The sequence below is a fragment of the Shewanella holmiensis genome (assembly GCF_025370255.1).
Taxonomy (GTDB): domain Bacteria; phylum Pseudomonadota; class Gammaproteobacteria; order Enterobacterales; family Shewanellaceae; genus Shewanella; species Shewanella holmiensis.
In genome coordinates this window covers 141,365-167,618 of the sequence record NZ_JAMTCD010000003.1, presented here as the reverse complement: position 1 = coordinate 167,618, position 26,254 = coordinate 141,365, and the positions used below count along the sequence as shown (strand labels likewise).

The window sequence follows — 26,254 nt, the reverse complement described above, 5'->3', positions numbered from 1 at the left end:
ACACGGTTAGAAGAATTCAGCTAAAAACGAATAATCTTTGTTGAGTGAATTTTATTTAGATTGCTAGGCTGCAATCCATTCGTCGTGCTTAATTCGTTTTTATCTTGAACATTATTTCATAAAATAAAAAAGGCCAATATGGCCTTTTTTATTTGAGTGTAAGGTCGCGAGATTACACTTTAAACTCACCCACAGATGCTTGAAGCTCTTCAGCGAGCACAGCAACCTGATGACTTGATTGTGCAGTTTGCTCTGCACCTGTCGCTGTTTCTTCAGAGATAAGAGCAATGTGTTCAAGTTTCTCTGAAACTTGCTGACTAACAAGGTTTTGCTCTTGCGCCGCGTGCGCAATATGGGTACCTGAATCGTAAGCCTTGTGAACAGATTTAATGATAGACTCAAGGGCTAAATTAGCTTGTTCATTTTTGTCTACACAGGAGTTTGCTTGTGAGCGACCTAGCTCCATTACCGCAACGGCTTGTTGCGCACCCTGTTGTAATACTTCAATCATAAGTTGAATTTCACGGGTTGAATCTTGTGTACGTGAAGCCAGGCTTCTCACTTCATCAGCAACAACAGCAAAACCTCGGCCTTGTTCACCAGCACGAGCTGCTTCAATAGCAGCATTTAAAGCCAGTAAGTTTGTTTGCTCGGCAATGCCACGGATAACATCTAGAATAGAGCCGATAGAAGCACTGTCTGTATGCAGCTTATTAATCACGGTACCTGCTTTAGATACTTCGTCAGCAAGCGCCAGAATGGTAAGCTTACTTTCATCAGCAAGAGCACGCATATGTTGGGTTTCTTGATCCGCTTGTTTGATTTGTTCTAGTGCTTGATCCGCGCTCATTGAAACTTGCTGTGCACTTGAACTCAGTTCCGTAGTTGCTGTAGCAATTTGATCAACTTGGCTCTTTTGTTCTTGAATACCTATTGTGGTTTGAGAGGTAATCGCGGATGTTTCTTCAGCGGCGGCGGCTAGTTGGTTAGAGCGGTCTAAAATACCGGCAATCAAACTGCGTAAACTGTCGACTAAACGATTACAGTTTTTAGATAGCTCGGCAAATTCATCGTGACCAGTATCGTCAAGTTTATGGGTTAAATCGCCTGAAGCAAGCACGTTCAGCGCTTGGTTAACTTGCTCTAATGAGCGTGTTAAAGGTCGCACAACAGCAATGCTGACGAATATTGCGACAAAAATGGCAATTAATACTACGACCATGGTTTTAATTGCTGCAGAATCGATAACTTCGATTGCCTGAGTGCTGATACCATCCGTAAAGCCTTCAATAGCATTTGCCAGTTCCGTCATTTTGGCGTTAGCTACTTTCGCTTTCTTTTGGGTTTCGTCTAGGGCTCTAGTTGATGTGTCATCGTGTTGTAACTGCTGACTTTTTAATGCAATGATAGAATTTGAACCAGATAAAAGGTTAAATACTTTATCCGTTTCTTTGCTTAAATCAGATAAAATATCATTGTCGATAACATCTTGGCCCTGCATATTAATGTGGCTTAATTTGCCTTTTGCTTCACTGACCATGTAATCTAGTTCTTTAATTATAAGGTCGTATTTACTTTGCTCAGTTGCGCCGACTAAATCATATACAGTGGTAATTAAGTTGATAAAGGTGTTATCAACTACACTTGCTGATGCCGCAAGGCTTCTCTCTGTTTCATCTTCGCTAGTTTCTAAGTCAATGATATCCAATAGAATTGATGAGCCATCATCGGCTGCATTTTCTAAATCACTTCTCATTTTGAGTAGTGTTTCCTGCTTTGATAACGCTAGTGTTCTTTCGTTAAGCATTTTTTCAGCGATAGTTTCATAACTCAGGTAAGCTGATTTCAATTGGTTTAACGGTTGCGTCAGTTGTGCTTGACCAGAGATTAAGTTAGTTAACTTACTAAACTCTGTTTGAAATTTTTTATTTTCGTTGGCAAGATTTTTTTCAATAGCAGGAATTTTTGAAGAGTGATTACTGTAATAGCCTTGTAATGATTCTAGTTGTTGGCTGCTTAAGTTTTCGCTGAGCAAATTTGTTGACTCTAAAGCTGGTAGACTAACTTGCTGTAATATTTGAGTCCCATCTTTAATGCTGCTATTGCCTAAGAGGGTGACACCCCCAAGAATTATCAGCAATAACGTTACGGCAGAAAACCCACCAATAACCCTAGTGGCCACGTTAATTTTCATATGTTACTCCAACCTATTATTATTTTATCCCTGTAATGCGGGCTCGGGTACTCAGGTATTTCTAAATCCGATAGTTAAGTATCGGCTTATTTGCCTTTTAGTTTAACGCTAATTTAACTTATTTTGGGTAATTTTTTCATTTGTTTCAAGGTGCCACATAGTTAAATGCTCACCCCAACAGCACCCTGTGTCTAATGCGTGAAGATAAGTATGCGGTGTTTTACCCATTAATGCAGCCCAATGGCCAAAAACAATTTGGTAGGGGGCTTGAAGATTAGATTCAAATGCAAACCAGGGAGATAAATTTTTATCGTTTATTTGGCATGGGGGGTGTTTACATTCAAAGTCTAAGCTAGCGTCTGGATATAAAAAACGCATTCTAGTTAAGGCATTAATGCAATATATTGTCCGTTCTATGCCTATCAGATCTTTATTCCAGACACTGGGTTGGTTTTGATACATTTGACGAATCACAGCATCAAGATAATCCGCTTTTGCTAGTTGCTCACTCACTCTTTCACTTTCTTGTTTTAAGGTGTTGAGATCCCATTGAGGGGGAACTCCGGCATGACACATGATCAAATTGTGTTCAGGTAAAAAGCGTGTTAGAGGTTGTAGTCTTAACCAATTAATCAGTTTAGGGCAGTCTGGTGCATTCAATAAAGCTTGTAAATGATCATTGGGATTTGCTCGTTTTACGTTACCCTGTACCGCCATTAAATGGAGGTCATGATTACCGAGTACCACTTTACCACTATCGTTGAGTGATTCGAAAAAACGCAGTGTTTCAAGTGATCCAGGACCTCTTGCAACTAAATCGCCAACAGCCCAAAGCGTATCTCTTGAAGCGTTAAAACTGACTTTTATCAATAAGCGCTGCAGTTCTTCATAGCAGCCTTGAATATCGCCGACAAAATAATTGGCCATAATCTATTGTAATATTCCAGGCACTGATAATCTGAATGTCGGGATAGGGGCGGAGAACGTTTTACCGTCATTGTATGTCATGCCATAAGCGCCTTCCATAAATCCAATCGGGGTATCTAACACGGTTCCACTCGAGTATTGATATGCTGTATTAGGCGCTATTGTAGGAGTCTCGCCTACAACACCAGGACCTTTTACTTCACTCTTATTACCATCTGCATCGGTGATGATCCAATGGCGATCTTTCAAGGTAACATCTTGATCACCAGTATTAATAATGGTGATAGTGTACGTAAACAGGAATTTCTGTTCTGCGATATCAGATTGCTGTTTGAGGTATTCTGTTTCAACTTTAATTTTGATCGGAGATTCAGCTTGACTCATAAGGGGATCCTAAAACAAAAGGGCAGATTCAATGAATGTGCCCTTTAAGGTAGAGATTAATTAGCGGGGCTTTTATCAATGAACAAGTTTGCCATCGCCACATATTGTTCGACACTTATTTGCTCTGGTCTTAAGGTTGAATCGATACCTAAAACGGCAAAGTCTTCATCATCTAACATTCCTTTTAAATTATTACGCAGTGTCTTACGGCGCATATTAAAGGCGGTAGTACATAGATGACGCATGACAGTCACATCTTTACAGGGCCAGGGTTTTTGCTCGTATGGAAGTAACCGCACAACCGCTGAATCCACTTTAGGCGGTGGAGTGAAACAGCCTGGTGGCACTTCTAATACTGGCACTACTTGGCAGTAATATTGTGCCATAACGGTTAAACGGCCATATGCTTTACAACCTGGACTGGCGGATAATCGAAGCACCACTTCTTTTTGAAGCATAAAGTGCATAGTTTCGATATGTTCAGCAAATTCAAATAAATGGAACATTAATGGCGTGGAAATATTGTAAGGTAAATTACCAAACACTTTCATTTTCTTGCCATCTTGTAGTAATTGGGTAAAGTCAAACTGCAGTGCATCACCTTGATGTATCGTGAGTTTGTCTTTTAAAATTGGATGTACTTTTAAACGCTCAACCAAGTCACGGTCTAATTCAACAACGGTTAAATTGTCAATTGTGTCTGCAACAGGCTCAGTTAGCGCGCCAAGGCCAGGACCAATTTCAACCATCACATGGTCGTTGTCAGGTGAAATAGCACCAACAATGCTGCTAATGACACCTTCGTCAGTGAGAAAGTTTTGTCCAAATCGTTTTCTGGCCGTGTGGCCTAAGTGTACTTTATTGCTCATTACGTTTATTTATTTACTCTTGTCGATCATTTCAATGGCTTTGTGAAGTGCGCAGAATAAACTGCCACTATCTGCTTTTCCGGAGCCTGCAAGATCGAGTGCGGTGCCGTGATCAACAGAAGTTCTTATATACGGTAAACCTAAGGTGATATTGACCGATTTACCAAAACCGATAGATTTTAGTACAGGTAACCCTTGGTCGTGGTACATAGCGAGTACAACATCCGCTTGTTCTAGATATTTAGGTTGGAACAAGGTGTCTGCCGGCAATGGCCCAATAATATCAATGTCTTGAGCACGTAATTCGTTCAATGCAGGGATCATGACATCAATTTCTTCACGTCCTAAATGACCATCTTCACCCGCATGTGGATTTAAACCACATACAAAGATTTTGGGCGAACCTAAGCCAAATTTGCTGACTAATTCACGATGTAAAATTTTGATAATATGGTGCAATCTGTCTCGCGTGATAGCTTTTGACACGTACGCTAAAGGAATATGTGTGGTCATCAACGCAACTTGCAACCCTGGTGTCGCCAACATCATTACTACGTCAGGGCAGTTAGCCTGTAAGGCGAAGTATTCTGTGTGGCCACTAAAAGGAATACCGGCTTGATTGATAATGCCTTTATGAACAGGACCTGTGACAACAGCATCAAATTCCTTTGACATGTTTTTTTCACCGGCTACGCGCAGCGTTTCCACCACATAAGCACTGTTGGCTTCATTTAGTACACCACACTCTACCGGTTCGGCTAAGGTAAAGGGCAAGATGGTTAGTGTGCCAGCCTGTTGAGCTTGGGCGGGTTTTAATGCGTCATATAGGCGCAGTTCAAGAGGTAAATTGAGTAATTTAGCTCTATCTATTAATAATTGTGGATCGGCACAAACAACTAACTCAGCAGGCCATTCCTGCTGAGCTAGTTTAATGACTATGTCAGGGCCGATACTCGCCGGTTCGCCCGGCGTTATCGCGATACGTTTGATCATTATTATATTAGCCTCGTAAATTTTCAGGCTCGAATATTTCGATGTATGCATCACTACGCATTTCATCTAACCAGTTTTGTAATTCTTCGTTAAATTTACGGCGAAAAATTAATTGATGCGCTCGATTGCTGTTGAACTTGTCTGTAGCATCCGTTTTGCGGCGTTCTTCTAATTGTACAATATGCCAGCCATGAGTTGTACGAAATGGTTCACTGATTTGGCCGGGTGTTAAGCTGGCTAGCGTCTGTGAAAACTCTGGAACATACAAGCTAGGCTCAGCCCAGCCTAACTCTCCGCCTTTCGTTGCTGAGCCTGGGTCTTCAGAGTATTGACGCGCTAACTTACCAAACTCAGCATCGCCACTGCGAATATCTTTTAGGAAATTAGCTAACATGGCTTGGGCACGATCATCGGATAAAATCGGTGATGGCTTTAATAAAATGTGTCGCGATTTTACTTCGTCAATTTCCTGTGTTTGTAATCCACGAGTATCCATCACTTTAATAATGTGGAAACCCGAACCCGATTTAATCGGGCCAAATATGTCACCTTTTTTTGCACCTGAAATGACTTCAGCAAACAGGGTTGGCATTTCATTAATGTTCATGAAATCCCAAATACCGCCTTCTAGAGCCTTAGGTCCAGATGATGATGCAATTGCTGTACTACGGAAATCTTCACCCTCATCTAGGCGTTTAAGAACAATGTCTGCACGCTTGCTTGATGATTCAAGTTGTTCACTCGATGGGTTACTTGGGATTTCTATCAGAATGTGACCAATTTGAAATTCAACATCTTTTAATCCCTGTTCTGAAATGAGTTTAACAAGATTATTCACTTCTTGAGGTGATACTTGAATACGGCGTTGAACCTGAATACGTTGAATTTCACCTAGGGTGATCTCTTCACGTAATTGCTCGCGGTATTGACTAAAACTTACGCCATCTTTTTCAAGTTCTTGTTGCATTTCAGCTACAGTGGATTTTTGCTCTTTAGCAATATTCTCGATGGTTTGGTCTAATTGTAAATCACCAATTGAAAGACCGATTCTATCTGCTGTTTGCAATTGTAAGCGCGTCAATATAAGACGTTCGATGACTTGCGTACGCAGTGCTTCAGCCGATGGTAAAGTCTGATTTGACTTTTTTGCATTGGCGGTAACATTAGCAATCATATTGCTAATTTCACTTTCTAAAATAATGCCGTCATTTAATTGAACCGCAACGTGATCTAACGGTTGTGGAGCAGAATAAGCTGTTTGGCTCATAGCGAGTGCGCATAATGCAATAAAAAGTTTCTTACTGTGTTTCATCCAAAAAATCCTTGGCACTTTAATTCTGTCAAATCGGGTGTTGAGCCCAAATCTATCGTTATTGTTTCGTTAAGTAAAACTCAATTAACTTAACGTTGGACTACGCTTTTTAATCTTGGTTCAGCAATTTACCATAAGCTAGCATAAAAGCCGCTTAATTCCTTAAGTAAAGTGGTTTTCGGTAGTTAAATAAACCTTCATTCAACATATCATCAACCCCAAGTGGTCCAGAACCACCGAGCCCTTTGATAACAAAGTTTAAGTAAACACCTTTTTCAAACTCTTCACGACTATCAATGCTTTCTGATAAGTCATCGTCGTAATTGGTTTTGATGCGGTAATGATAACTTAAGCGAACAGCCCAACAACACGATTCGTATTGGAAGCCGGTATAGGTTTCAATACGGCGGGATTCATTCAAATCATAATACCAGTTACCCACAAAATATAAGTCATCACTTATTGGCCATGACGTTCTGATACCTGCTTGAGAAATATTGACTCGATCATTGGTATTGGTATTTAGCAAGTCAGGAACGTAACGATAACTAAACTGCAGTAACTTATCTTTGCTGGGTCTGAAATCTAATGTCACTTCATTCTTTTTGTTTTTATTGTTTTCGGTATCGTGCTGCATTGAGCCGCTAATAAACCAATCTTTATAAAGGTGAGCATCGAGTTCGGCAGCTAAAACCGACGTAGATTCAGACTCTTGAAGATAATGGTTCTCTAATAGCACTTTGGAGTCTTCAAAGTAGAGGGTTTGTCCTAGGCTAAATTTGAATTTCTCTAGATTATTGCCATCCAAAAATCGAGTTGTGAATCCGAGGGTTAATTGATTTGCATCAGCAATTCTGTCTAATCCTGAAAAGCGTCGGTCACGGAATAGCCCAAAATAATCTTCTTGAAGTTGAGCGGTATCGTAAATACCTATGTCAGATTGGTCTTCATACCCGACATATAGGTATTGAAATTGTGGTTCTAATGTTTGCTTAAATTCACTATCAAAAAACGTTGTTGGGCGCTCAAAATTAATTTGGCCGTGCAGGCGCACTTGTGGAATGGTTCTGCTAACGGATTCAGCAAGCTGGGTGTCTTTTTCATCTGGTGCTTGCCAATATTGGGTTTGCAGCAGTTTAATTTCGCTAGTTAAGCTTCCGGCTGGGCCTTGAATCGGTAATGTTAGGCTTGGAACCATGTGTAAACGTGTGGCTGTGGTGTATTGATTATCTTGATGCTGAAAGTTTGTCAGCTCAGAGTTGAATCTAAAATCAATCGCATTCCAGAAATTAATTTTTCGATAATTGAAGTTCAGCTGCGGCATCACTTGGTAAGGACGTTCGTCTTCGCCAAGCACTTTAATATCTTGAACTCGCATGTTGAAGTCCCAGTTTTGTTCAAAATAACTGGCTTCTCCAATTCGTGATAATTGGTTATCCGTTGAGCGGTTTACATCCGAATTTAAATCATTGAAATAATTGTTGTCTGAAACATCGGTATAATTTGCTCTGACTCGCCAATTTTCGTCGATTGCACCTTGATGACTCCAATGGAATAAATAGCGTTCAGGGTTATTAAATAACTTACGGTCATTACCTAAGTATTCAACATTGAGTTGGCCATTTTGTTGCTCGCCTGCTAAATAACGGAACTCAGTTTTGACAAATAAACCCCGCGATGACATCACATCAGGTGTAAAGGTTAAATCGTATTCTGGAGCAATATTCCAATAATAAGGCGTACTAAGTTGCACACCATTTGTCGTACTTGTGCTAAAACTTGGGAATAAGAATCCTGTTTTACGCTTATCTGACACCGGAATGGTCATATAAGGAATGTACATCACTGGGACATCAGCAATCCGTAGTTTAGCGTTCCAAATTTCGCCCCATTCCTCTTCACTGTCTATTTTGATCATGTCAGCTTCAAGCAACCAAGATTCATCGCCAGGTGGGCAAGTTGTAAAGTTGGTGCCGGAAAGGATTAAGTTATTCTCTGAGGTGATTTGTAATTTTTTAGCGTCGCCGTGGGCTTGTTGCCCATGAAACCAATATTCAGCGCCTTCTAATGTGGCACTGTTACTGCTCATTTGCGCCTGTAAGTTTTCAGCGGTAATCGTAAACTGATCATCTTTAAAAATAAGATTACCATTGGCACTTAGTTGCTGCTTTTTCTGATCTAAAATAGCCTGATCTGCAGCAATATGCCGAGAGCCTTGGCTAAAACTTACATCACCACTGAAATGGGCTTTATCATCAAAAGCCGCGGAAGAATTATCTGAAATAATGACAATGTCGGTGTCTTGAATGCCTGAAAGTTTTTCACGATCATTAAATGAACGTGAAACAGGAGGTTCAACAACGCAAAGTGGAAGTTGTTCCGCTTCGGGAGCTGGTGCTTGGGCAAACACTGTATGAGGCAAAAGGCATAAGGCCAGAAAATATCGGATTTGCATTATAGTCAAATAATTATGAATTCTTGTTCTGGAAAGTTTGGAGAGATAAAGAAATGCAGCTAGTTAAGTATATACAAAACAATCCATTCTTTAGCTGTTTCCAAATGTTATGCTGGCTATAATAAAGCAATTTTTGATGAAGAGCCATTGAGATGAGTGAAACAGATTTAAGATTCAATTTATTAGTGTCTTGGCTAGCCCAATACTTTGGTCAAGAAGTGTGCATATCGCTGATTTGTGGAGATGCCAGTTTTAGACGTTACTTTAGGTTAACAGTTAATAAAGTCGATTATATTGTCGCAGATTCTCCCATTGCTTTAGTGCCTGTAGCCCCTTTTGTGTCGGTAGCAAAGGCTTACCAACAAGCTGGGCTATTGGTGCCGCAAATTATTCATGTTTGCAATGAGCATGGTTTTGTTTTGCAAACGGATGTTGGTCAAGCACAATTACTGTCGGTCATTACGCCAGCCAATGTCAGCAATTATTATCAACAAGCTCTAGACCTACTCGTTCCCATCAGTCAAGTAACTACCATTACTCATGTGACGGGGCAGCAATCACTTTTACCCGAATATGACTCGGCCTTTGTCGAGCGGGAGTTAGCTATTTTCACTCAGTGGCTCATTGGCGAACACCTTCAATATGAAATGACCGCAGCAGAAACCACTATGCTAACAACCTGTTTTCAGCTTCTTGTCGAAAATGTGGAACAACAACCTAAAGTGGGGATGCATAGAGATTTTCACAGTCGAAATTTGCTGATTAATCATGATGATCCACAACAAGTTCGCCTTGCAGTGATTGATTTTCAAGATGCGGTTATTGGGCCGGTTACTTATGATGCGGTATCACTTTTGCGAGATTGTTATATCAGATGGCCTGAAAATTTAATTAATCCATTAATCGAATATCATTATGCATTGGCGATTAAGTATCAATTAATGACAGCCGATATCAGTTTTGTGCAGTATCTACAATGGTTTGATTTGATGGGCTTACAGCGTCATCTTAAAGCCGCCGGAATTTTTGCAAGATTAAAGCTACGAGATGGCAAGCCAGGCTACATGGCCGATATTCCGCTAACACTACAATATGTCATTGATATTGCTAAACGATACCAAAACTTAACACCTTTAAGTGAGTGGGTTGATAAGGTTGTATTGCCTTTGGTGCAACAGAGAAATCGTCTTTCTAAGGAGTTAACTCAATGAAGGCTATGATTTTAGCGGCAGGAAGAGGCGAGCGTTTAAGACCATTAACCGATACCTTACCCAAACCTTTAGTTGCCGTTAATGGTAAACCACTAATTGAATATCATTTGGAAAAGCTAGCCGCCATCGGGATTAAGCAGGTGGTGATCAATCACGCTTGGCTCGGACATCTGTTGCCTGAAACATTAGGCAATGGTGAACGTTGGGGATTATCGATTCAATATAGCGCAGAAGCTGAGGCATTAGAAACCGCAGGCGGAATTAAACAAGCGCTTTCTTTATTGGGAACAGAGCCTTTTCTATTGCTAAATGGTGATATTTTTATTGATGAATTACCTGATATCACCCAGGCACTCTTGGTGTTGAATCAGCAGCAAGCCGATGCTTATATTTGGTTTGTTGATAATCCGGCGCATCACCCTCAAGGTGATTTTAGTCTTGTGACTAGCACACAAGATATTGATCTTGAAACTCTATCGCTGGTTGCATTAGAGGGTGAGCCTCGATTTACTTACAGTGGAATGGGCGTTTATCATCCCAAAATGTTTGCTGGGCTCGCAGAGGGTTCACAGCCATTGGGGCCGTTATTAAGACAATCTATTGCGCAAGAGCAGATATATGGCCACTGTTTAACGCAATATTGGTGCGATGTTGGCACGATAGCCAGATTAGATGCTTTGAATGACCGCTTAAGGTCACTAACTTAAAATACACTTTTTATATAACGGACAAGTCGATGCGAATTTGGGGAAAGGTTTTCGGATTTATTATAGGTTTTATGTTTGGCAAAGTGTTCGGTGGTCTGTTGGGACTATGGCTGGGGCACCTTTATGATAAACGTCAACGATTATCAAGCTTGATCCAAGATGCGGGTGAGCGCCAAGCGATTTTCTTTAATACCACTTTTGCGGTCATGGGGCATGTTGCTAAAGCATCGGGTCATGTTACTGAAGCGGATATTCGGGTTGCCACATTACTTATGGATAAAATGCAGCTCACAGGCCGAGCACGCCAAGAGGCTCAAGAAGCGTTTCGCTCTGGGCGTCAAAGTGGATTTGATCTATCCAAGCAACTTGCTGACTTTAAAAGAGTCACCCAAAGTCGACATGAATTGCTGCAGATGTTTTTAGAAATTCAAATTCAAACCGCATTGTCCGATGGTGAACTTCAGGCAAAAGAGCAACAAGTATTAGCAGTCATCGCTGAACAGTTAGGGATGTCGGGCGTATTAAAAGACTTGTTATCCCGTTGGCAAGCTGAATTTCAACATCATCAATCTAGTCATGGCAGTAAAATGCCTATTAAGGATGCATATTTAGTATTGGGTTCTGATGAGTCTGCAAGTGATCAACAAATCAAGCGCGCATATCGTAAGTTAATGAATGAACACCATCCCGATAAGTTGGTGGCTAAAGGCTTACCCGAAGAAATGATGATGATTGCTAAAGATAAAGCACAAGACATTCAAGCGGCTTATGAGGTGATAAAAACGTCAAGGGGCATGCGTTAGACATTAGGTAATATTTTTATTGTTCGTGAATACAGGAGTGATTCAATGGTGAAAAAGATAATATTAGGACTTATAGCAGGATGCTTAACCGTCAGTGTTCCTAGTCATGCTGATGTGTTTATTGCTCCTTTTGGCGGTTACAGTTTTGGCGGCAATGGTTTGGAGGTTTTAGTCAGTGATGAGACAACCACTGACTTAGAGATGAACGAGGGCGGAAGTGCTGGTTTAATGCTTGGCATCACCACGAATGATCCAGGGAACATTTACCTACTGTTTAGCCGCCATAATACTGATTTACGTCAAGGATTATTATCTTCCGAGGTATTGACCGACTTAGATGTTAACTATTTTCATTTGGGCGGTACATTATATTTCCCCAATGGTCATTTTAAACCTTACATCACTGCTAGTGCCGGTTTAACCCAACTTCGCCCTGATAAACAATATTCAAGTGAAACTAATTTATCTATGGGATTTGGTGGTGGAGTGGCGTACGAGTTAACCGACAACGTCAGTTTATTTGCTGATATTCGGGGCTATGCCACGTTTGTTAACTCGACAGGTGGTTTGTTTTGTAACGAAACCCGTTGTGTTTGGCAAATTGAAGGTGATTTAATGTGGCAAGGTCAAACCAATATAGGCGTTGCGGTTGCCTTTTAGTCAGTCTTGAAGCGTTAGGATAGTCATGAACATAGTCATTTTAGACGGATATACCTTAAACCCTGGTGACTTGAGCTGGAACGGTTTTAGCGATTTAGCAGAGCAGTGCCAAGTTTACGAACATACCTTGGCGGCAGATGTCGTTAACAGATGCCAAGATTGTGACATCGTATTAACTAACAAAACTGCCTTAACTGCTGATGTGATCAGGCAGCTGCCCCAAGTTAAATATATTGGGGTACTTGCGACAGGTACCAATGTTGTCGACGTCGCTTTTGCTAAACAACAAGGCATAGTGGTGACTAACGTGCCAGCTTATGGCCCTGATGCCGTTGCGCAAATGGTATTTGCTCATATTTTGCATCACAGCCAACATGTCGCGTTACACGATCATGCGGTTAAACAGGGGGGGTGGACTCAGCAGCGAGACTTTTGTTTTACGTTAAAGCCTTTAATGTCATTAAAAGGTAAAATATTAGGCCTAGTTGGGTATGGTGATATTGCCCAGCAAGTGGCTACAATTGCCCTTGCCTTTGGAATGAAAGTATTGATTCATACACCTCAGCGCAAAAAACATTTGCCACAGGGCGTAAGCTGGTGCGAGTTGAATGAGTTGTTACCTCAGGCGCAGTTTTTATCTTTGCATTGCCCTTTGACCGAGGCAACATATCGAATGATCAATGCTACAACTTTGAAAGCGCTGCCGTTAAATGCCATGGTGATAAACACAGCCAGAGGTGACCTAATTGACGAACAAGCCCTAGCCAATTGGCTTAATCAAAATCAAGGCTATGCTAGTGTAGATGTGTTATCAACTGAGCCGCCTCAAGCGAATAATCCATTATTGTCAGCAGATAATATGAGTATTACCCCGCATATTGCTTGGGCAACTACGGAAGCCAGACAAAATTTAATGAACATAGCGGTGAACAACGTTGTTCAGTATATAAATGGTACACCAATTAACTTGGTTTAAGGATATCGCCGGAATTAGCATGAGCATTTACAAAGAACTCTATGATGTATTCGACAAAGAACGCAATTTAAAGAAAGCTTCCGATGCCCAATTACGCCAACTGCAATTTGAAATTGAATCAAATATTCATTACATGGCAAGCGCCTTTAAGCAGCGCCTGCCCAGCGATGTGATAGTTGCGGGGTTGGAAAATTGCGTGTTCAAACAGCTTATGCAGCAGTCTTACACTATCAATGCTAAACCATTAAAAAGCTCAACAATTAATGGCTACAAAGAATTTGAAAAATATCTGCACTGGCACGCTGATAAGTTAATTGAACGAGCCTATTTAAGATTGCATCTTCTAAAAAAGCTCATCGCAGCAGGGCAACATGATCAGCAGCTTAAATTAAAATCGTTATTTCGATTTTTCATGCTGGTTCATTACCATCTTGCCGATAAAGCTTTGCCTCGTCGCCAATAACTCGCCACCAACTCGCGACTAAAATACACAGACGCCATATTTTGAAATATGGCGTACTTGCTTTGATATATTGAAAGTGAGAACAAACGCTGATCGTTACAGAATTACGCTGATTTCTGCTGCAACCTTCTTGGCTTTTGTGACCGCATTGTCGATGCTGTTATCTTTTGCTAAAGCCACACCTAACCTTCTGCGGCCATCAATATCGGGTTTTCCAAATAATCTGAGTTGAGTATCTGGCAGAGCCAGTGCTTTACCCATTCCTTGAAAACGAATATTGTCTGATTTTCCTTCACCAAGGATAACGGCAGATGCAGAAGGCCCATACTGGGTTATTTTACCAATAGGTAGCCCTAAAATGGCACGAACATGTAAAGCAAATTCGGATAAGTCTTGGCTGATGAGCGTGACAAGTCCGGTGTCGTGAGGGCGAGGGGAGACTTCTGAGAAATACACTTCATCGCCTTGAATAAATAACTCAACACCAAATAATCCAAAACCACCCAATGCTTTAACGGCTTTCATCGCGACTATCTGTGCCTTTTCTAGCAGATGATCAGGCATGTTCTGAGGCTGCCATGACTCACGATAATCGCCATCTTCTTGTCTATGACCAATAGGATCGCAAAAATGAATGCCATCAATGGCATTAATGGTTAATAAGGTGATTTCATAGTCAAACGCGATAAAACCTTCAACAATAACGCGTCCCTGGCCCGCTCTTCCACCTTGTTGAGCATAATCCCATGAGGGTTGAATATCTGCAGCCGACTTAATAACACTTTGACCTTTACCAGAAGAGCTCATGACAGGTTTTATGACGCAGGGAAAACCTATTTCGTTAATTGCAATAGTGAGTTCATCTAAGCTGTCGCAGAAAAAGTATGCAGAGGTCGGTAAACCTAAGGTTTCTGCTGCAAGGCGACGAATGCCTTCTCTATCCATTGTGAGCTTTGCTGCTTGCGCACAAGGTACGACATTCAAGCCCTTCGCCTCTAGAGAAACTAGAATATCCGTTGCAATCGCTTCAATTTCTGGGATCACGATATCTGGTTTTTCAGACTCAATTAATGCCGATAATACCGCGCCATCGAGCATATTAATGACATGGAAGCGATGGGCGACTTGCATGGCCGGCGCGTTGGGATACCTATCGACCCCGATGACTTCAATACCAAATCGTTGCAGCTCAATGGCGACTTCTTTACCTAATTCACCACAGCCAAGTAACATGGCTTTCACGGCATCAGCACGATTCGGGGTACCTAAAATTTCTAATGAAGAATGACTCATAATAAACCTTTCTTAGTGTTCTATTATCGGAACAGTTTACCTGTTCAATAAGCAACTTTGCCATTTTTGAACATTATTTGTGATATAGATTCGTTAGATTTACCTGTTATGTTTGTTCTAGCAATAAAACAAGCGTTGTAAAGTGTAACTGGTTATGTAAGATGTGTGGGCAGAAGGTTAAATTTGGCTTGGAGGCTAAAATGTTTCTAGATTACTTCGCGTTAGGGGTATTGTTTTTTGTCGTGATTTTCATCTTTTACGGCATTATCGCTATTCATGATATCCCGTATGAAATAGCTAAAAAGCGCAATCATCCCCAGCAAGATGCACTGCATATTGCCGGATGGGTGAGTTTGTTCACTTTACATGCCATTTGGCCATTTTTATGGATATGGGCCACCTTGTATCGAGAAGATAGGGGCTGGGGCTTTAGCGATAGTCGTAAAAGAGAGTTGATTCTTGAGGGGGAGGTTAAAGAGCTTATTCAACAGGTTACAGAACTGTCGCAGCGATTAGCACTTGTGGAAAACACCAATACAGCTGAGTTTAACGCTGAAGAAGCCACTAAATCTCATAGTGAGGAACTTAAATAATGGATTTATTACTCATTCTTACTTATGGCGCACTGTGTATCGCGATTTTTAAAATATTCAAAATCCCTTTGACTAAATGGACTGTGCCAACCGCAATATTAGGGGGCATAGTGTTAATCGGTACCCTGTTGTTATTGATGAACTATAACCATCCTTATACTAAATTTGCTCGGGAATACTTTGTCTCCATTCCTATTACCCCAGGGGTAAAAGGTATTGTCACTGAAGTTAATGTTGTCCCCAATATGCCAGTATCGAAAGGTGATATTCTTTTTAGAATTGATCCCACACCTTATGCAGCTACTGTGAAGCAAAAACAAGCTGCATTAAAAGAAGCTGAGCAGCAAGTACCACAATTGAAAGCCGCATATGAGGCAGCACATGCAAAGTTTGAACAAGCTCAAGCAGATGCGACGCGTAACGAGTCAGCCTTTAGAAGATATGATGAGGGTCGTAGAAAAGGCGGGAAAAACTCTCCGTTTACTGAACTTGAATTAGATAATCGTCGTCAGGTGTATTTAGCATCGTTAGCTCAATTAGATGGTGCAAGAGCTGAAGAACTTCGTAATCGTTTGGCGTATGAGTCGAATATTGATGGCGTTAATACAAAAGTTGCCGGCTTACAGGCTGAACTTGACAAAGCGCAGTTTGAATTAGAGCAAACCATTGTACGTGCTCCATCAAACGGTGTGGTGACTCAATTAGCGCTTAGGGAAGGTGCAATGGCCGTTCCACTTCCACTTCGCCCAGCATTGACATTCATTCCTGATGAAGAGCGTTATTTTGCCGGTGCGTTTTGGCAGAACTCATTACTGCGTTTAAAAGAAGGTGATGAAGCAGAGATGATTCTTGATGCTGTGCCTGGTGTGGTATTCAAGGGTAAAGTTGCTAAAATACTACCCGCTATGGCTGAAGGTGAGCTTCAGTTCAGTGGCAGCTTGCAGTCATCAAATCGGTTATTTCAACGAGGCAGAGTATTAGTATTAATTGATCTTGATGATCACGAGTTAATTAATTCGTTACCCGCAGGTGTCGCAGGGCAGGCCGCAATTTATACTGAACATTTCAGCCATGTGTCGGTCATGCGAAAAGTATTACTTAGAATGCAAGGCTGGTTAAATTACTTATTTGGTGAGGGGCACTAATACCCTCGTTACATTGGCTGAATAAAGTCAGGCCGATTGACTATCAGGAGTCGAGGTGGCTTCGCCAGCCCTTAATAAAAACGTCCGTAATAGCGGACGTTTTTTATTGCTAGCTTAGGTTTTTACATCGATAAATCATATCAGTGGTTAAGTGTTAGTCTTAACCTTCAACGTAAACCTTGAATGATAATCTTCTAATAATGATGAGGCGTTGAAGGTTATTGAATTTTTTTAGGCGGAAACTGTTTGAGAATTTGCTGCACGGTTTCTGCTGTCTTGTCTGCTTTATCTTGGCCACCCATGTCGAAGTCATACTTATCTGAACCACGCCAAATTAAACGGTTTTTAATTGGATCGATTATGTCGATTTGAATAGTTTGTATTTTGGCAGTGTCGCTTCCTATCGGAACCCCCACACTCGTACCAATGCTGGCGCCGCCGCTACTGCCCCAACCTCCAGTACCTAAACCAATCGACATGCCTGAACTTTTGGGTTTATCTTCGGTTTTAAAGGCAAAGCTAACGTTAAAATCACTTGGTTGTGCTTGTTGGGTAAAACCTTGTTGGGTTAGTGTTTGAATAATGTTTTCACGCACACGTTGAACAGTCAGTGGATCTTCAGCATTAACCACATCTAATAGCGTAAAGCTTTTCAGTTGGCTAAAATCATAGTCAACATCATAGTCATTTTTAGGTGTGCTTTGGCAACCAGATATTGTCAAGCTAGCCATGAGTAATGCTGAGGCTGAAAAAACACAGCGATAAAAATTTCCACTAAAAATGTACTGCAACATAATATGACTCTCCAAAAATTGTACAATTTTACTGCTATTAGTATAACCTTAACTATACGTCAATAAGTCAATTACGCTCAACTATGGAACAATTAAGTTTTTTTGCAGTACCAAGCCCCTGTATCGGTATTTGCCAGTCAGATCCTAAAGGTTATTGCTTGGGCTGTTTTCGTAGCCGAGATGAACGTTTTAATTGGATGAGTTTCTCTGAACTGCAAAAACAAGATGTGATCCGCTTGTGTGTCCAACGTAAAAGGCGCCGCCAATACGCTATTTTTAATGCAAGAAAATTACAGCAACAGCAATTGCAAGCCAGTATCAATACTCAATTGGACTTTGATGAGTCGGACGATAACGATGTGTTAGGCGATATCAGTGATTTTAAGCTGGATTAGTTTTTAGGCCAGCTTAGTGTAAACGCCGTTTTTTGATCATTGCTCTCTATGCTGACGTTACCACGATGGCGCAACATGATCCTTTTGATAATGGCTAAGCCTAATCCATGCCCTTTATTACCATGATATTGTGATTGACTACGATAAAAGGCTTCAAATATATGCGGCTGATCTTCTAAAGGAATACAAGGACCATTATTACTAACCGTTAAATAAACGTTATTTAGGTCGTGACTGAGATGAATGTTGATTGTGGATTTAGCATAGCGTTGGGCATTAATAATGAGATTTTGAATCGCGCGCTCAACCAACGAACCTTCACCCTTTATGTAAATTTCATCAGTCTGATCAGGTAAGGTTAACTCAATGTGATGCACGCTTAAATCTTTAAGCCTAATGATAAGCTGCTTACTGATATTGATTAATTCACAGTTTTCTAACACAGGCTCTATCTGCATGGTTTCTAAACTGGCATAAGTGAGTAATTCTTGCAGTAAGTCTTCCATTTCTTTGATATCAGTTTGCATCTCATTTAAAAAGTGAGTGCGTTGTTGCATATCACTGTCAGGTAAACAATATTTAGGCAGTAATGCCAACGCAAATTTAAGCCTGGCTAATGGGGTTCTAATTTCATGTGACACAGCGTTAGTCAGATGCTTTTGGTTGTCGATTAGGCTGCTAATATGCTGCGCCATATCATTAAATGTCAACGCCAGAGGGGCAACCTGTGAGCGGCTGTTCAGCTCAATGCGTGTATCCCAATGTGCTTCACCAAACTTTTTTGTGGCACTTCGCAGTACTTTTAAGTCTCGAGATAAAGGCCATACCCAGACTAATGCAACTAATGCTAAGGATAAGTAAAAGATGATGGTAAATATGCCGCGCAATTTATCTCGAGGATCGATGTCAAACGGGCCAGCAATCAGCACCTGGTTACCCACAGCGATGAATTGCAATTGGGTCTTATCGGTTTGACTGGTGAGAATCTCATTATGAGAAAGTTGCATGTTACCATTTAAGGCAATTTGATCTCGCTGCAGTAGTTGAAGTGGAAAAGCATGCTGCTTGCTTATTTCATCAAGCAGCATTTGCCGTTCTGCTTCGGAATGTTTAGATAGTATTAATGCCAGCGCGATGAGCGGTGCATCGACGTCACCACTATCTTCAACATGGTTTTGCCACAAACTATCTAATGTCCAGCCGATCCCTAAAAAGCTTAAGCTTAATAGGAGATACAGGCTGATGAAGAGGCGTTTCAATTGATTTTACGACTAAATTAATTATTCCACGCTTCAGGCGCGAATAAATAACCTTGCCCCCAAACCGTTTTTATACGGAAAGGTGTTTCAATGCTATCACCGAGCTTTTTACGAAGACGTGAAATACGTACATCAATTTTACGATCTTTACCGTCAAAGTCGATGTTTAAGAGGTATTGATAAATATATTGGCGGCTGAGTATTTGACCCGCTTGAGAAGCCAGTAACCATAACAATTCAAATTCGTGACTGGTGAGGTCAACTTCAGTATTGCCTAAGCGAATAGCTTGGGTGTGAGGATCGATGCTGAGTTTCCCAAAGTTGAGACAATGTGATTCTGGTTTGTTTGGCTGAGCTTGACGACGCAGTAAGTTGTTCATTCTAGCGACTAATAAAGCAGGATCGACAGGCTTAACGATATAGTCATCAGCGCCTAATTCAAGACCTTTAATTTGGTCTTCATTACTGCCTAGTGCGCTCATTAACAAAATAGGGCCAGAGAAATAGTCAGGTAGTTTCTCGCAAAGACTTAAGCCATCAAGACCGGGTAACATAATGTCTAGTAAGATAATATCAGGCTTATAGCTGATTAGACGGGTTAATACGGTATCGCCACGGCGTTCAACTTCAACGTGCATGTCGTGGGATTTTAAATAATCAACAATGAGATTGGCTAACCTGATGTCGTCTTCAACCAATAGAACTCTATGTGTAAATTGTGGCGTGGTCATTAAAATAAACTCCAAGGGTTCCGATAGCGCCTGCGTACTTGTTGTGTCGAGGCTTTATTTATTTTCAACTTTACGCCAGCAAGGGTGAGGTTGTTGTCCTTTCTTACGAGTATAAATTGAATATCTTTATCGGTTTTTATTGTTAAGTTGACAGATTTTTCGCTTGGATCGTCCGAGCACCAACGCGGTATGGTTGGATAATCAGATATGATGCAAACAAGATCGTCATTAACTGTTTCCCATGTTAACAACAGGTCTATTTCACAGTAACTAAATTGATCATCCGTTAAACACAAATTAGGCGTAGCTTTCAGGTGCGCCTGTTGTTCGAGTGTTTCAGCTTTTATACCAAAAGCACTCATCGATAGAATTAAAATGCTCCAAAAGCAATATGCGGCACGCAGGGTGAAATACTTCAACGTTAAAACCTATAAGCTGCGCCAACAAAATAACTTTGACTGTTATCTTCATTGACTAATGGGCTATCTTTTATTTCATCTGACAACCCTGTGTAGCGATATGCCATTAAAATGTTCCATTGCTCATTAATAATGTAGCGTGTGGTTAATTCTAACCCGGTATTCCAGCCTGAATCGGCGCGATAATGTTCGCTCCAATAGCTATTTTCACTTTCTCTAACGCCATAGTAATATTGAATCACCTCAGCACTCTTCCAATCAGCTCGTAATGCAGCATCAAACACCCATTGTTCAATGGCTATGCCATAGTTCCAGCTAAAGTGAAGCGTTTCACCATTGTGAACATTCAGTAAATCATGGGCATAAGCAAACTTTAAAAAGCCCCAGCGCGCATAATAAAATGCCTCAATGCCACCGTAAAAAGTAAAGTGACGACTTTCTAATTCTTCGAAAACTTTAGGTGGCTCGGTTATCTCTCGCGACATGGTTCTCATTGGCATGATATTCACATCTGCGGAGGTGCGATCCCCACTTAAAAAAAGATTACTTGGATCCCAATCGTAGAAAAACGCTCTATCATCGCTGTAACTGGTCACAAGATTGATAGAAAATCTTTCCGCCTCTTTTAGGCTGTAGCCTAAATTACCATTGTCAAAAAACCACTGTTCACCGTAGTAAGCAATTGAAGGCAGCACATACAATGGAATGTCATCATAATCTTGTAATGGATTCGTTTTCTTGCCATAACCCACGGCCAAAGAGATGTCCCACTCCCCTTGAGTAATACAGTCACTTGAGGTTAAACACACTGGTTCAGCCTTTGCCAACGCCATAGATGCTGGGGTGGCAATCAAGAATAATAAAACATTACGTATGTATTTAAGCATAAATGACTTTATAACCTTCTATGTGTTTAGTACTAAATTTCTGATATTTAACCTTTTAAACACGTTACGGTTAAATAGAGAACAAGTCATAAACATCATGTTATCACTATCTCTCTACGGCATTAATAATTAACAACGGTTGGATACAAAATGTTACTGATGCATCAAAGCTATTATACAGGCTTAAGCTTTGATGGCCTTCCAAAATAATTGAAAGCTGGCATGGCGATGGGACGTGTCTTTGCCTAACTCTGGGTGGTCGGTAAAAAAACAAATAGCGGCTAAATATTGACCGTGGCAATTTTCCAACAACAAATCGACAGGGTAGTGCGCAATGATATTTTGTTGCTGGCCTTCTTCTATTAACGCCACGATAAAACCTAAAATACCATTCATTGCTTGTTGCCGCGTGGCAGCATTAATTTCCGCTGACAATGAAAACTGCAGAAAAAACTTTTGCTTTAATGGCTCAGAGATAGCCCAATCAATGGCATTTTGCCATAGGGCGTTTGCATCTGATTCGATATTGCCGGTAACTTGGCTGTTGCTGATGATAGTATCGGCAAACTCTTGTTTAATAGTTAAAAAAAGATGGTTAATGATACAGTCTTTTGTAGGGAAGTGGTGAAATAGGGTTCCAGTAGCCACTCCCGCAGCCTTCGCAATAGAGGCTGTGGATGTGGCATGAAACCCTTGACGAACAAATAACGCCAAAGCCGATGTTAAAATGGCGTTTTTTTTATCTGTTTGTTTTTTTGTGGCATGTTCGATGGTCACAGTGGGTTATTCCTAACGTAAAAAGAACTTCATCAATGCTTTTTGAATTAATGTGCCATAGGGAGGATGCACAAAAATACCGGTATTAATTTTACCACTGTTTAATACGGTTTTTGCATGGCTGAAGGTGAGAAAACCTTCTTTACCGTGATAGTGCCCCATACCCGATGGCCCAATTCCTCCAAATGGCGCGTCGTCAGCGGCTACATGAAATACCGTATCATTGATACACACGCCGCCAGAATGGGTGTGATGTAGAATATGATTTTGAGCGCTGCTATCAAAACTTAAAATATACAGTGCTAATGGTCTATCGCGTTGATTAACATAACCAATTGCTTCATCAACCGATTTGTAACCGATAATTGGTAAAATAGGCCCAAAAATCTCATCCTGCATAACAAGCATATCTGGATTGACCTGAGTCATTAATTGGGTGGCGAGTTTGCGTTTGCCGACAGTTGTTGCACTGTTTGATGCTGAAACGACCCTTGCCCCTTTTGATTTTGCATCGTCAATCACTTTTATTAATCGATCAAACTGACGGTCATTGATAATATTGCCGTAATCAGGGTTGTTATCAAAATCAGGGTACATTTTATTGAACCTAGCTTGGTAGACTTTGATTAATTCATCAATTTTATCTTCAGGACAGAGCACATAATCGGGTGCGACACATATTTGACCGGCATTTAAACACTTACCAAAAATTAATCGCTCAACGGCGGTATCAATTGGCATATCTGGTGCAATAATCGCTGGAGATTTACCACCTAACTCAAGGGTGACTGGTGTTAAGTTCTCAGCCGCCGCTCGCATCACATGGCGGCCGACTATGGTTGAACCTGTGAATAAAATATGATCAAAAGGCAGAGCAGAAAATTGTGCAGCGATATCAGCTTCTCCCTCTACTAACGCGACTTCATTTTCTGCAAAAACCTGCCCTAATAAATCATTGAGTACTTGATTGGTATGTGGGGTGAATTCTGACATTTTGAGCATAGCTCTATTACCCGCAGCGATAGCGGTAATCAATGGTCCAATAGATAACATCACCGGAAAATTCCATGGAACGATAATGCCTACAACGCCTAAAGGTTGATAATGCACAGACACTTTTGACGGTGAAAGTAATAAACCTGCATGACGTTTACTGGGCTTCATCCATGATTTAAGGTTTTTAAGGGTGTAGTTAATATTATTGATACACGGCATGATATCTGAAATAACGGTGTCGTTTTCAGAGCGATGACCATAGTCTTTCATCAAGGCAGCAACGATTGGCTGTTGATACTGCAAAAGTAATTGCTTGAGTTGTTTTAGTTTTTCTACTCTGGATTGATAGCTAGGGGCGGGATGCGATAAATAGTGGCTGCGTTGCGTCTGCAATAATTGTTGTAATGGTGACAATTGTGATTGTTCAACAGTCATATTCATAAGTTACTCCAGCAAAAAAATGTCAATTAGACGTCAATAAAAAAAGCCGACTGATTAGTCGGTCTGATGTTACCCTCTACGACTGATAGATGCAACAATTGTTGATAATATGCGCTATATCAATAATTGCATCTTACAACAGGCTACACTTTAGAAGGTATCTTATGGGCTAATGAGCCTAGATGCGGTTGGTAAAAGGGTGTCTGTTTTAGCTGGTATTATTTTCAAGATGACATCTTGTTTTCAACAATGTTTGTCAGTTGTGCTGACTATCTCACTCAATATAATGGCTGAGATAACAGATATTTTGAATTGAGATATTTCCATGTGACCGGAGGAAATTATGCGAAGTAAAACAATTTTATGGCCAACGGATTTTTCTGAAACGGCATCTCATGCTCTCCAGTATGCTATCGAAATGGCTAATCTCTATGATGTAGGTATTAGAATTGTGCATGTTGTTGATCAGCCATTTGGTGATGAAAACTACATGATATTAGCCGTTACGCCAGAGGAATTGGCTAAAAGCATGGAAGAAGCCGCGGCGAAAAAGATGCATTCATTACTTGCAGGGTTAAATACCAAAATGCCGATTGAAACAGTCATCCGTCGTGGTGATGCTGCCGCTGAAATCGTGGCAGAAGCTAATTCCGGCGATATTGGTATGGTAGTGATTGCAAGTCATGGCAGAACGGGTTTGGCGCATTTTTTACATGAAAACGTAGCTGAAACGGTGGCCAATCAAGCCCATTGCCCAGTGCTAGTGGTGAAATAACCTTTTGCTAATGACTTCGCTTAGATAAATTAGCTTTTAGGGCTATTAACCGCCTATGTGTTAATGCTATTTAGCTTGGTGATAAAACTTGCTTAAATCGTTGTAATCCTCTTAATGGTGATAGTGAGATTAATTTATTGGAAGCTCAGTTTAGACTGAGCCTCTTAACCTCAAAATAGGCTCGTTGCAGTATTGCCAGAACGAAAATCGATATTAAATCCACTGCTTATAATGCGGCGAAATAGTATTGAATGCTCTAGCTGCTATCAGATTGGCTGTATCGATAGCAATATAGGGTAGCACAATTGCGCCACTGGCTAATCCGAGCTCAATATAGGCAAGTTGTTTTTTCTTTTGGGCATGTGTTTGAATTATTTTAACGTGTTGAATTTTTTCAAAAGGAATGCGTTTCCAATGCTTACCAAATAATCCACTGTGTTGCCATACCGCGTCATGTTGCAAAAAATACCCCCATCTTTTAAAGCGGACAAAAAGTAAAGCACAGACAATTAGCGCGGCAACCAGTGCGACTTCAATAAGTGCTTTATCAATAGGTAATGGCGTAAGTAACGCTAAAACCGACAATGCAGTAAAAGGGATAAAAGGCAGCCAAATACGTTTATATAACCAAGCAATATTAATTGGCATATAACCCTCTGGTAAACGAATGGGGGTTTGGCTTAAAGACGAGAGCGGGTGAAATATCTGCTCAATTTCATTCGGTTTTACAGCAGGAATTAACATATGCTGTTTGGTTTTTTCTTCTACTTCATTGCCTTTTACTTGTTTAAGGTAAAGAGTCCAGCGATTAACAACCCTTGCAAGTAAGGGTTGGTGGAAATGGATCACCTGTATACGTTTGATCGCTAACGCATCTTGTTGATGGGCAATAATACCACCGCTTCTTTGCAGTGTTTGTTGGCGTTTATCTAATGTATAGGGGTAATACTTTAGTACTGAAGCGATAATTGAAATCGCAGAAAATAGCACGTATCCAGCAATAAACAGCCCCACAAACAACACTAATTGCAATATAAAGCTTTCATGGGTGGTGTGATTAACCCACGTGATGAGTTGTTGAAAAAGCGCTGACTGGACAATTTTTTCCCATTCAATCTGACCCGCTATTGGGCCAGCGATTATGGCAAACCAAATAAAATTATTTTGATAAAAACCAAATAGAATTAACTCTTTCAAACTGCGGGTGATGATTGGTTGCGTTAACGCAAGGCTTTGATGTGGCGTATTCTCATTTTGTTTTAGCTGTGATGATTCGACGTCTTCGTGCTGCAGCTGCAATAATTGCTGTTTTAAAACATGTGCATGCTGTGCATTAATAGCTGATAGCCTTGCTTCGTCTTTACTGGATCCTGCAGTTTCAATCACTAACACAGCTAGGTTAAGCGGCTTAAAATAAAAGGGTTGTTCAAAACGAATGTTTTGAATTCGATTAAGTGGGATTTCATCTTTTTTGGTAAAAAAAAGTCCGCGTTTAACATCTAGCTGATTTACCTTTACTCGGTAGCGAAATTTACGCCATTGAATAAACGCAAAAGTTGTTAATAGTCCGATTAGAATAGCTGCGCCGTCAATGATCCAAAATAATGAAATATCATTTGTCCAACCGGCATAAAATATCGGTACTAAAGCATAGCCATTAGTGAATATACTTCTTAATGAAGTCATGACAAAGCTGAGTATCGACCAGGGAGATAAAGCCTGCCAATCAGTTAATAATGCGCAGGGGATCGCATTTTTCTGTGTGTCTGGTTCCTGTGGTTGAAGATCATTCATG

Annotated in this window: 26 protein-coding genes; 10 read left to right on the top strand and 16 right to left on the bottom strand. The window is 40.7% G+C overall.

Annotated elements, in window-relative coordinates; translation table 11 throughout:
- Window positions 1-172: 172 nt before the first annotated feature.
- The 7 genes from NE535_RS03855 to lptD all read right to left on the bottom strand — a co-directional run bounded on the left by NE535_RS03855 (window position 173) and on the right by lptD (window position 9,134).
- Window positions 173-2,194: a HAMP domain-containing methyl-accepting chemotaxis protein gene (locus NE535_RS03855; protein ID WP_261297367.1), complete on the bottom strand. Its 2,022-nt coding sequence runs from the start codon at window positions 2,192-2,194 to the stop codon at window positions 173-175.
- 108 nt (window positions 2,195-2,302) lie between these two features.
- Window positions 2,303-3,121, bottom strand: a complete 819-nt coding sequence (locus tag NE535_RS03850) for a symmetrical bis(5'-nucleosyl)-tetraphosphatase (protein WP_261297366.1) — start codon at window positions 3,119-3,121, stop codon at window positions 2,303-2,305.
- A 3-nt stretch (window positions 3,122-3,124) separates the two neighbouring features.
- Window positions 3,125-3,505 (bottom strand): Co2+/Mg2+ efflux protein ApaG, encoded by a 381-nt coding sequence (gene apaG / locus NE535_RS03845; protein WP_261297365.1) that lies wholly within the window; start codon window positions 3,503-3,505, stop codon window positions 3,125-3,127.
- A gap of 56 nt (window positions 3,506-3,561) precedes the next feature.
- Window positions 3,562-4,374, bottom strand: coding sequence for a 16S rRNA (adenine(1518)-N(6)/adenine(1519)-N(6))-dimethyltransferase RsmA (gene rsmA / locus NE535_RS03840; RefSeq protein ID WP_261297364.1), 813 nt, complete (start codon window positions 4,372-4,374; stop codon window positions 3,562-3,564).
- A 9-nt stretch (window positions 4,375-4,383) separates the two neighbouring features.
- Window positions 4,384-5,370, bottom strand: coding sequence for a 4-hydroxythreonine-4-phosphate dehydrogenase PdxA (pdxA, locus tag NE535_RS03835; protein ID WP_261297429.1), 987 nt, complete (start codon window positions 5,368-5,370; stop codon window positions 4,384-4,386).
- Between the two features lie 4 nt (window positions 5,371-5,374).
- Window positions 5,375-6,679, bottom strand: coding sequence for a peptidylprolyl isomerase SurA (surA, locus tag NE535_RS03830; RefSeq protein ID WP_261297363.1), 1,305 nt, complete (start codon window positions 6,677-6,679; stop codon window positions 5,375-5,377).
- Between the two features lie 154 nt (window positions 6,680-6,833).
- Window positions 6,834-9,134, bottom strand: coding sequence for an LPS assembly protein LptD (gene lptD, locus NE535_RS03825; protein WP_261297362.1), 2,301 nt, complete (start codon window positions 9,132-9,134; stop codon window positions 6,834-6,836).
- 152 nt (window positions 9,135-9,286) lie between these two features.
- Between lptD and NE535_RS03820 the strand changes: the two genes are divergently transcribed.
- Genes NE535_RS03820 through NE535_RS03795 form a run of 6 tightly spaced genes read left to right on the top strand, consistent with a single transcriptional unit; the run spans window position 9,287 to window position 13,954 of the window.
- Window positions 9,287-10,345 (top strand): aminoglycoside phosphotransferase family protein, encoded by a 1,059-nt coding sequence (locus NE535_RS03820; protein WP_261297361.1) that lies wholly within the window; start codon window positions 9,287-9,289, stop codon window positions 10,343-10,345.
- On the top strand, window positions 10,342-11,052 hold the full coding sequence (gene murU / locus NE535_RS03815) for an N-acetylmuramate alpha-1-phosphate uridylyltransferase MurU (RefSeq protein ID WP_261297360.1): 711 nt from the start codon (window positions 10,342-10,344) through the stop codon (window positions 11,050-11,052). The genes NE535_RS03820 and murU overlap by 4 nt, the downstream gene beginning before the upstream one ends.
- A 29-nt stretch (window positions 11,053-11,081) precedes the next feature.
- Complete coding sequence (djlA, locus tag NE535_RS03810; protein WP_261297359.1) at window positions 11,082-11,855, top strand: co-chaperone DjlA; 774 nt, start codon at window positions 11,082-11,084, stop codon at window positions 11,853-11,855.
- 45 nt (window positions 11,856-11,900) lie between these two features.
- Window positions 11,901-12,515 carry a porin family protein gene (locus NE535_RS03805; RefSeq protein ID WP_261297358.1) on the top strand — a complete coding sequence of 205 codons (615 nt, stop codon included), beginning with the start codon at window positions 11,901-11,903 and terminating at the stop codon, window positions 12,513-12,515.
- Window positions 12,516-12,540: 25 nt separating this feature from the next.
- Entirely contained in the window at window positions 12,541-13,491 is a 951-nt protein-coding gene (locus NE535_RS03800) for a D-2-hydroxyacid dehydrogenase (RefSeq protein WP_261297357.1), read from the top strand.
- Between the two features lie 19 nt (window positions 13,492-13,510).
- On the top strand, window positions 13,511-13,954 hold the full coding sequence (locus NE535_RS03795) for a hypothetical protein (protein ID WP_261297356.1): 444 nt from the start codon (window positions 13,511-13,513) through the stop codon (window positions 13,952-13,954).
- A gap of 96 nt (window positions 13,955-14,050) precedes the next feature.
- Here NE535_RS03795 and purT read toward each other — a convergent pair whose 3' ends face one another.
- On the bottom strand, window positions 14,051-15,226 hold the full coding sequence (purT, locus tag NE535_RS03790; protein WP_261297428.1) for a formate-dependent phosphoribosylglycinamide formyltransferase: 1,176 nt from the start codon (window positions 15,224-15,226) through the stop codon (window positions 14,051-14,053).
- 221 nt (window positions 15,227-15,447) lie between these two features.
- Between purT and NE535_RS03785 the strand changes: the two genes are divergently transcribed.
- On the top strand, window positions 15,448-15,840 hold the full coding sequence (locus NE535_RS03785; RefSeq protein WP_261297355.1) for a DUF3302 domain-containing protein: 393 nt from the start codon (window positions 15,448-15,450) through the stop codon (window positions 15,838-15,840).
- Window positions 15,840-16,985 (top strand): HlyD family secretion protein, encoded by a 1,146-nt coding sequence (locus tag NE535_RS03780; protein ID WP_261297354.1) that lies wholly within the window; start codon window positions 15,840-15,842, stop codon window positions 16,983-16,985. Before NE535_RS03785 ends, NE535_RS03780 begins: the two co-directional genes overlap by 1 nt.
- Before the next feature lie 218 nt (window positions 16,986-17,203).
- On the opposite strand, the gene NE535_RS03775 is transcribed toward NE535_RS03780, so the two are convergent.
- Window positions 17,204-17,716, bottom strand: coding sequence for a DUF4136 domain-containing protein (locus NE535_RS03775; protein ID WP_261297353.1), 513 nt, complete (start codon window positions 17,714-17,716; stop codon window positions 17,204-17,206).
- A gap of 146 nt (window positions 17,717-17,862) precedes the next feature.
- On the opposite strand from NE535_RS03775, the gene NE535_RS03770 reads away from it, so the two are divergent.
- The gene (locus NE535_RS03770; RefSeq protein ID WP_261297352.1) at window positions 17,863-18,174 is read left to right on the top strand and encodes a DUF1289 domain-containing protein; all 312 of its coding nucleotides are present in this window, start codon (window positions 17,863-17,865) and stop codon (window positions 18,172-18,174) included.
- On the opposite strand, the gene NE535_RS03765 is transcribed toward NE535_RS03770, so the two are convergent.
- The 6 genes from NE535_RS03765 to NE535_RS03740 form a co-directional block, all read right to left on the bottom strand.
- Entirely contained in the window at window positions 18,171-19,433 is a 1,263-nt protein-coding gene (locus NE535_RS03765; RefSeq protein WP_261297351.1) for an ATP-binding protein, read from the bottom strand. The genes NE535_RS03770 and NE535_RS03765 overlap by 4 nt on opposite strands.
- A gap of 17 nt (window positions 19,434-19,450) precedes the next feature.
- The gene (locus NE535_RS03760; protein WP_188840543.1) at window positions 19,451-20,164 is read right to left on the bottom strand and encodes a winged helix-turn-helix domain-containing protein; all 714 of its coding nucleotides are present in this window, start codon (window positions 20,162-20,164) and stop codon (window positions 19,451-19,453) included.
- Window positions 20,164-20,583: a DUF3019 domain-containing protein gene (locus tag NE535_RS03755; protein ID WP_261297350.1), complete on the bottom strand. Its 420-nt coding sequence runs from the start codon at window positions 20,581-20,583 to the stop codon at window positions 20,164-20,166. Before NE535_RS03755 ends, NE535_RS03760 begins: the two co-directional genes overlap by 1 nt.
- A 2-nt stretch (window positions 20,584-20,585) precedes the next feature.
- Entirely contained in the window at window positions 20,586-21,470 is an 885-nt protein-coding gene (locus NE535_RS03750) for a MipA/OmpV family protein (protein ID WP_261297349.1), read from the bottom strand.
- Between the two features lie 183 nt (window positions 21,471-21,653).
- Window positions 21,654-22,247 carry a TetR/AcrR family transcriptional regulator gene (locus tag NE535_RS03745; RefSeq protein ID WP_261297348.1) on the bottom strand — a complete coding sequence of 198 codons (594 nt, stop codon included), beginning with the start codon at window positions 22,245-22,247 and terminating at the stop codon, window positions 21,654-21,656.
- 12 nt (window positions 22,248-22,259) lie between these two features.
- Entirely contained in the window at window positions 22,260-23,684 is a 1,425-nt protein-coding gene (locus NE535_RS03740; RefSeq protein WP_261297347.1) for a coniferyl aldehyde dehydrogenase, read from the bottom strand.
- A gap of 343 nt (window positions 23,685-24,027) precedes the next feature.
- On the opposite strand from NE535_RS03740, the gene NE535_RS03735 reads away from it, so the two are divergent.
- Window positions 24,028-24,459 (top strand): universal stress protein, encoded by a 432-nt coding sequence (locus NE535_RS03735; RefSeq protein ID WP_261297346.1) that lies wholly within the window; start codon window positions 24,028-24,030, stop codon window positions 24,457-24,459.
- Window positions 24,460-24,672: 213 nt separating this feature from the next.
- On the opposite strand, the gene NE535_RS03730 is transcribed toward NE535_RS03735, so the two are convergent.
- A complete protein-coding gene (locus NE535_RS03730) occupies window positions 24,673-26,253 on the bottom strand; it encodes a PH domain-containing protein (RefSeq protein WP_261297345.1) in 1,581 nt (526 codons plus the stop codon).
- Window position 26,254 lies beyond the last annotated feature (1 nt).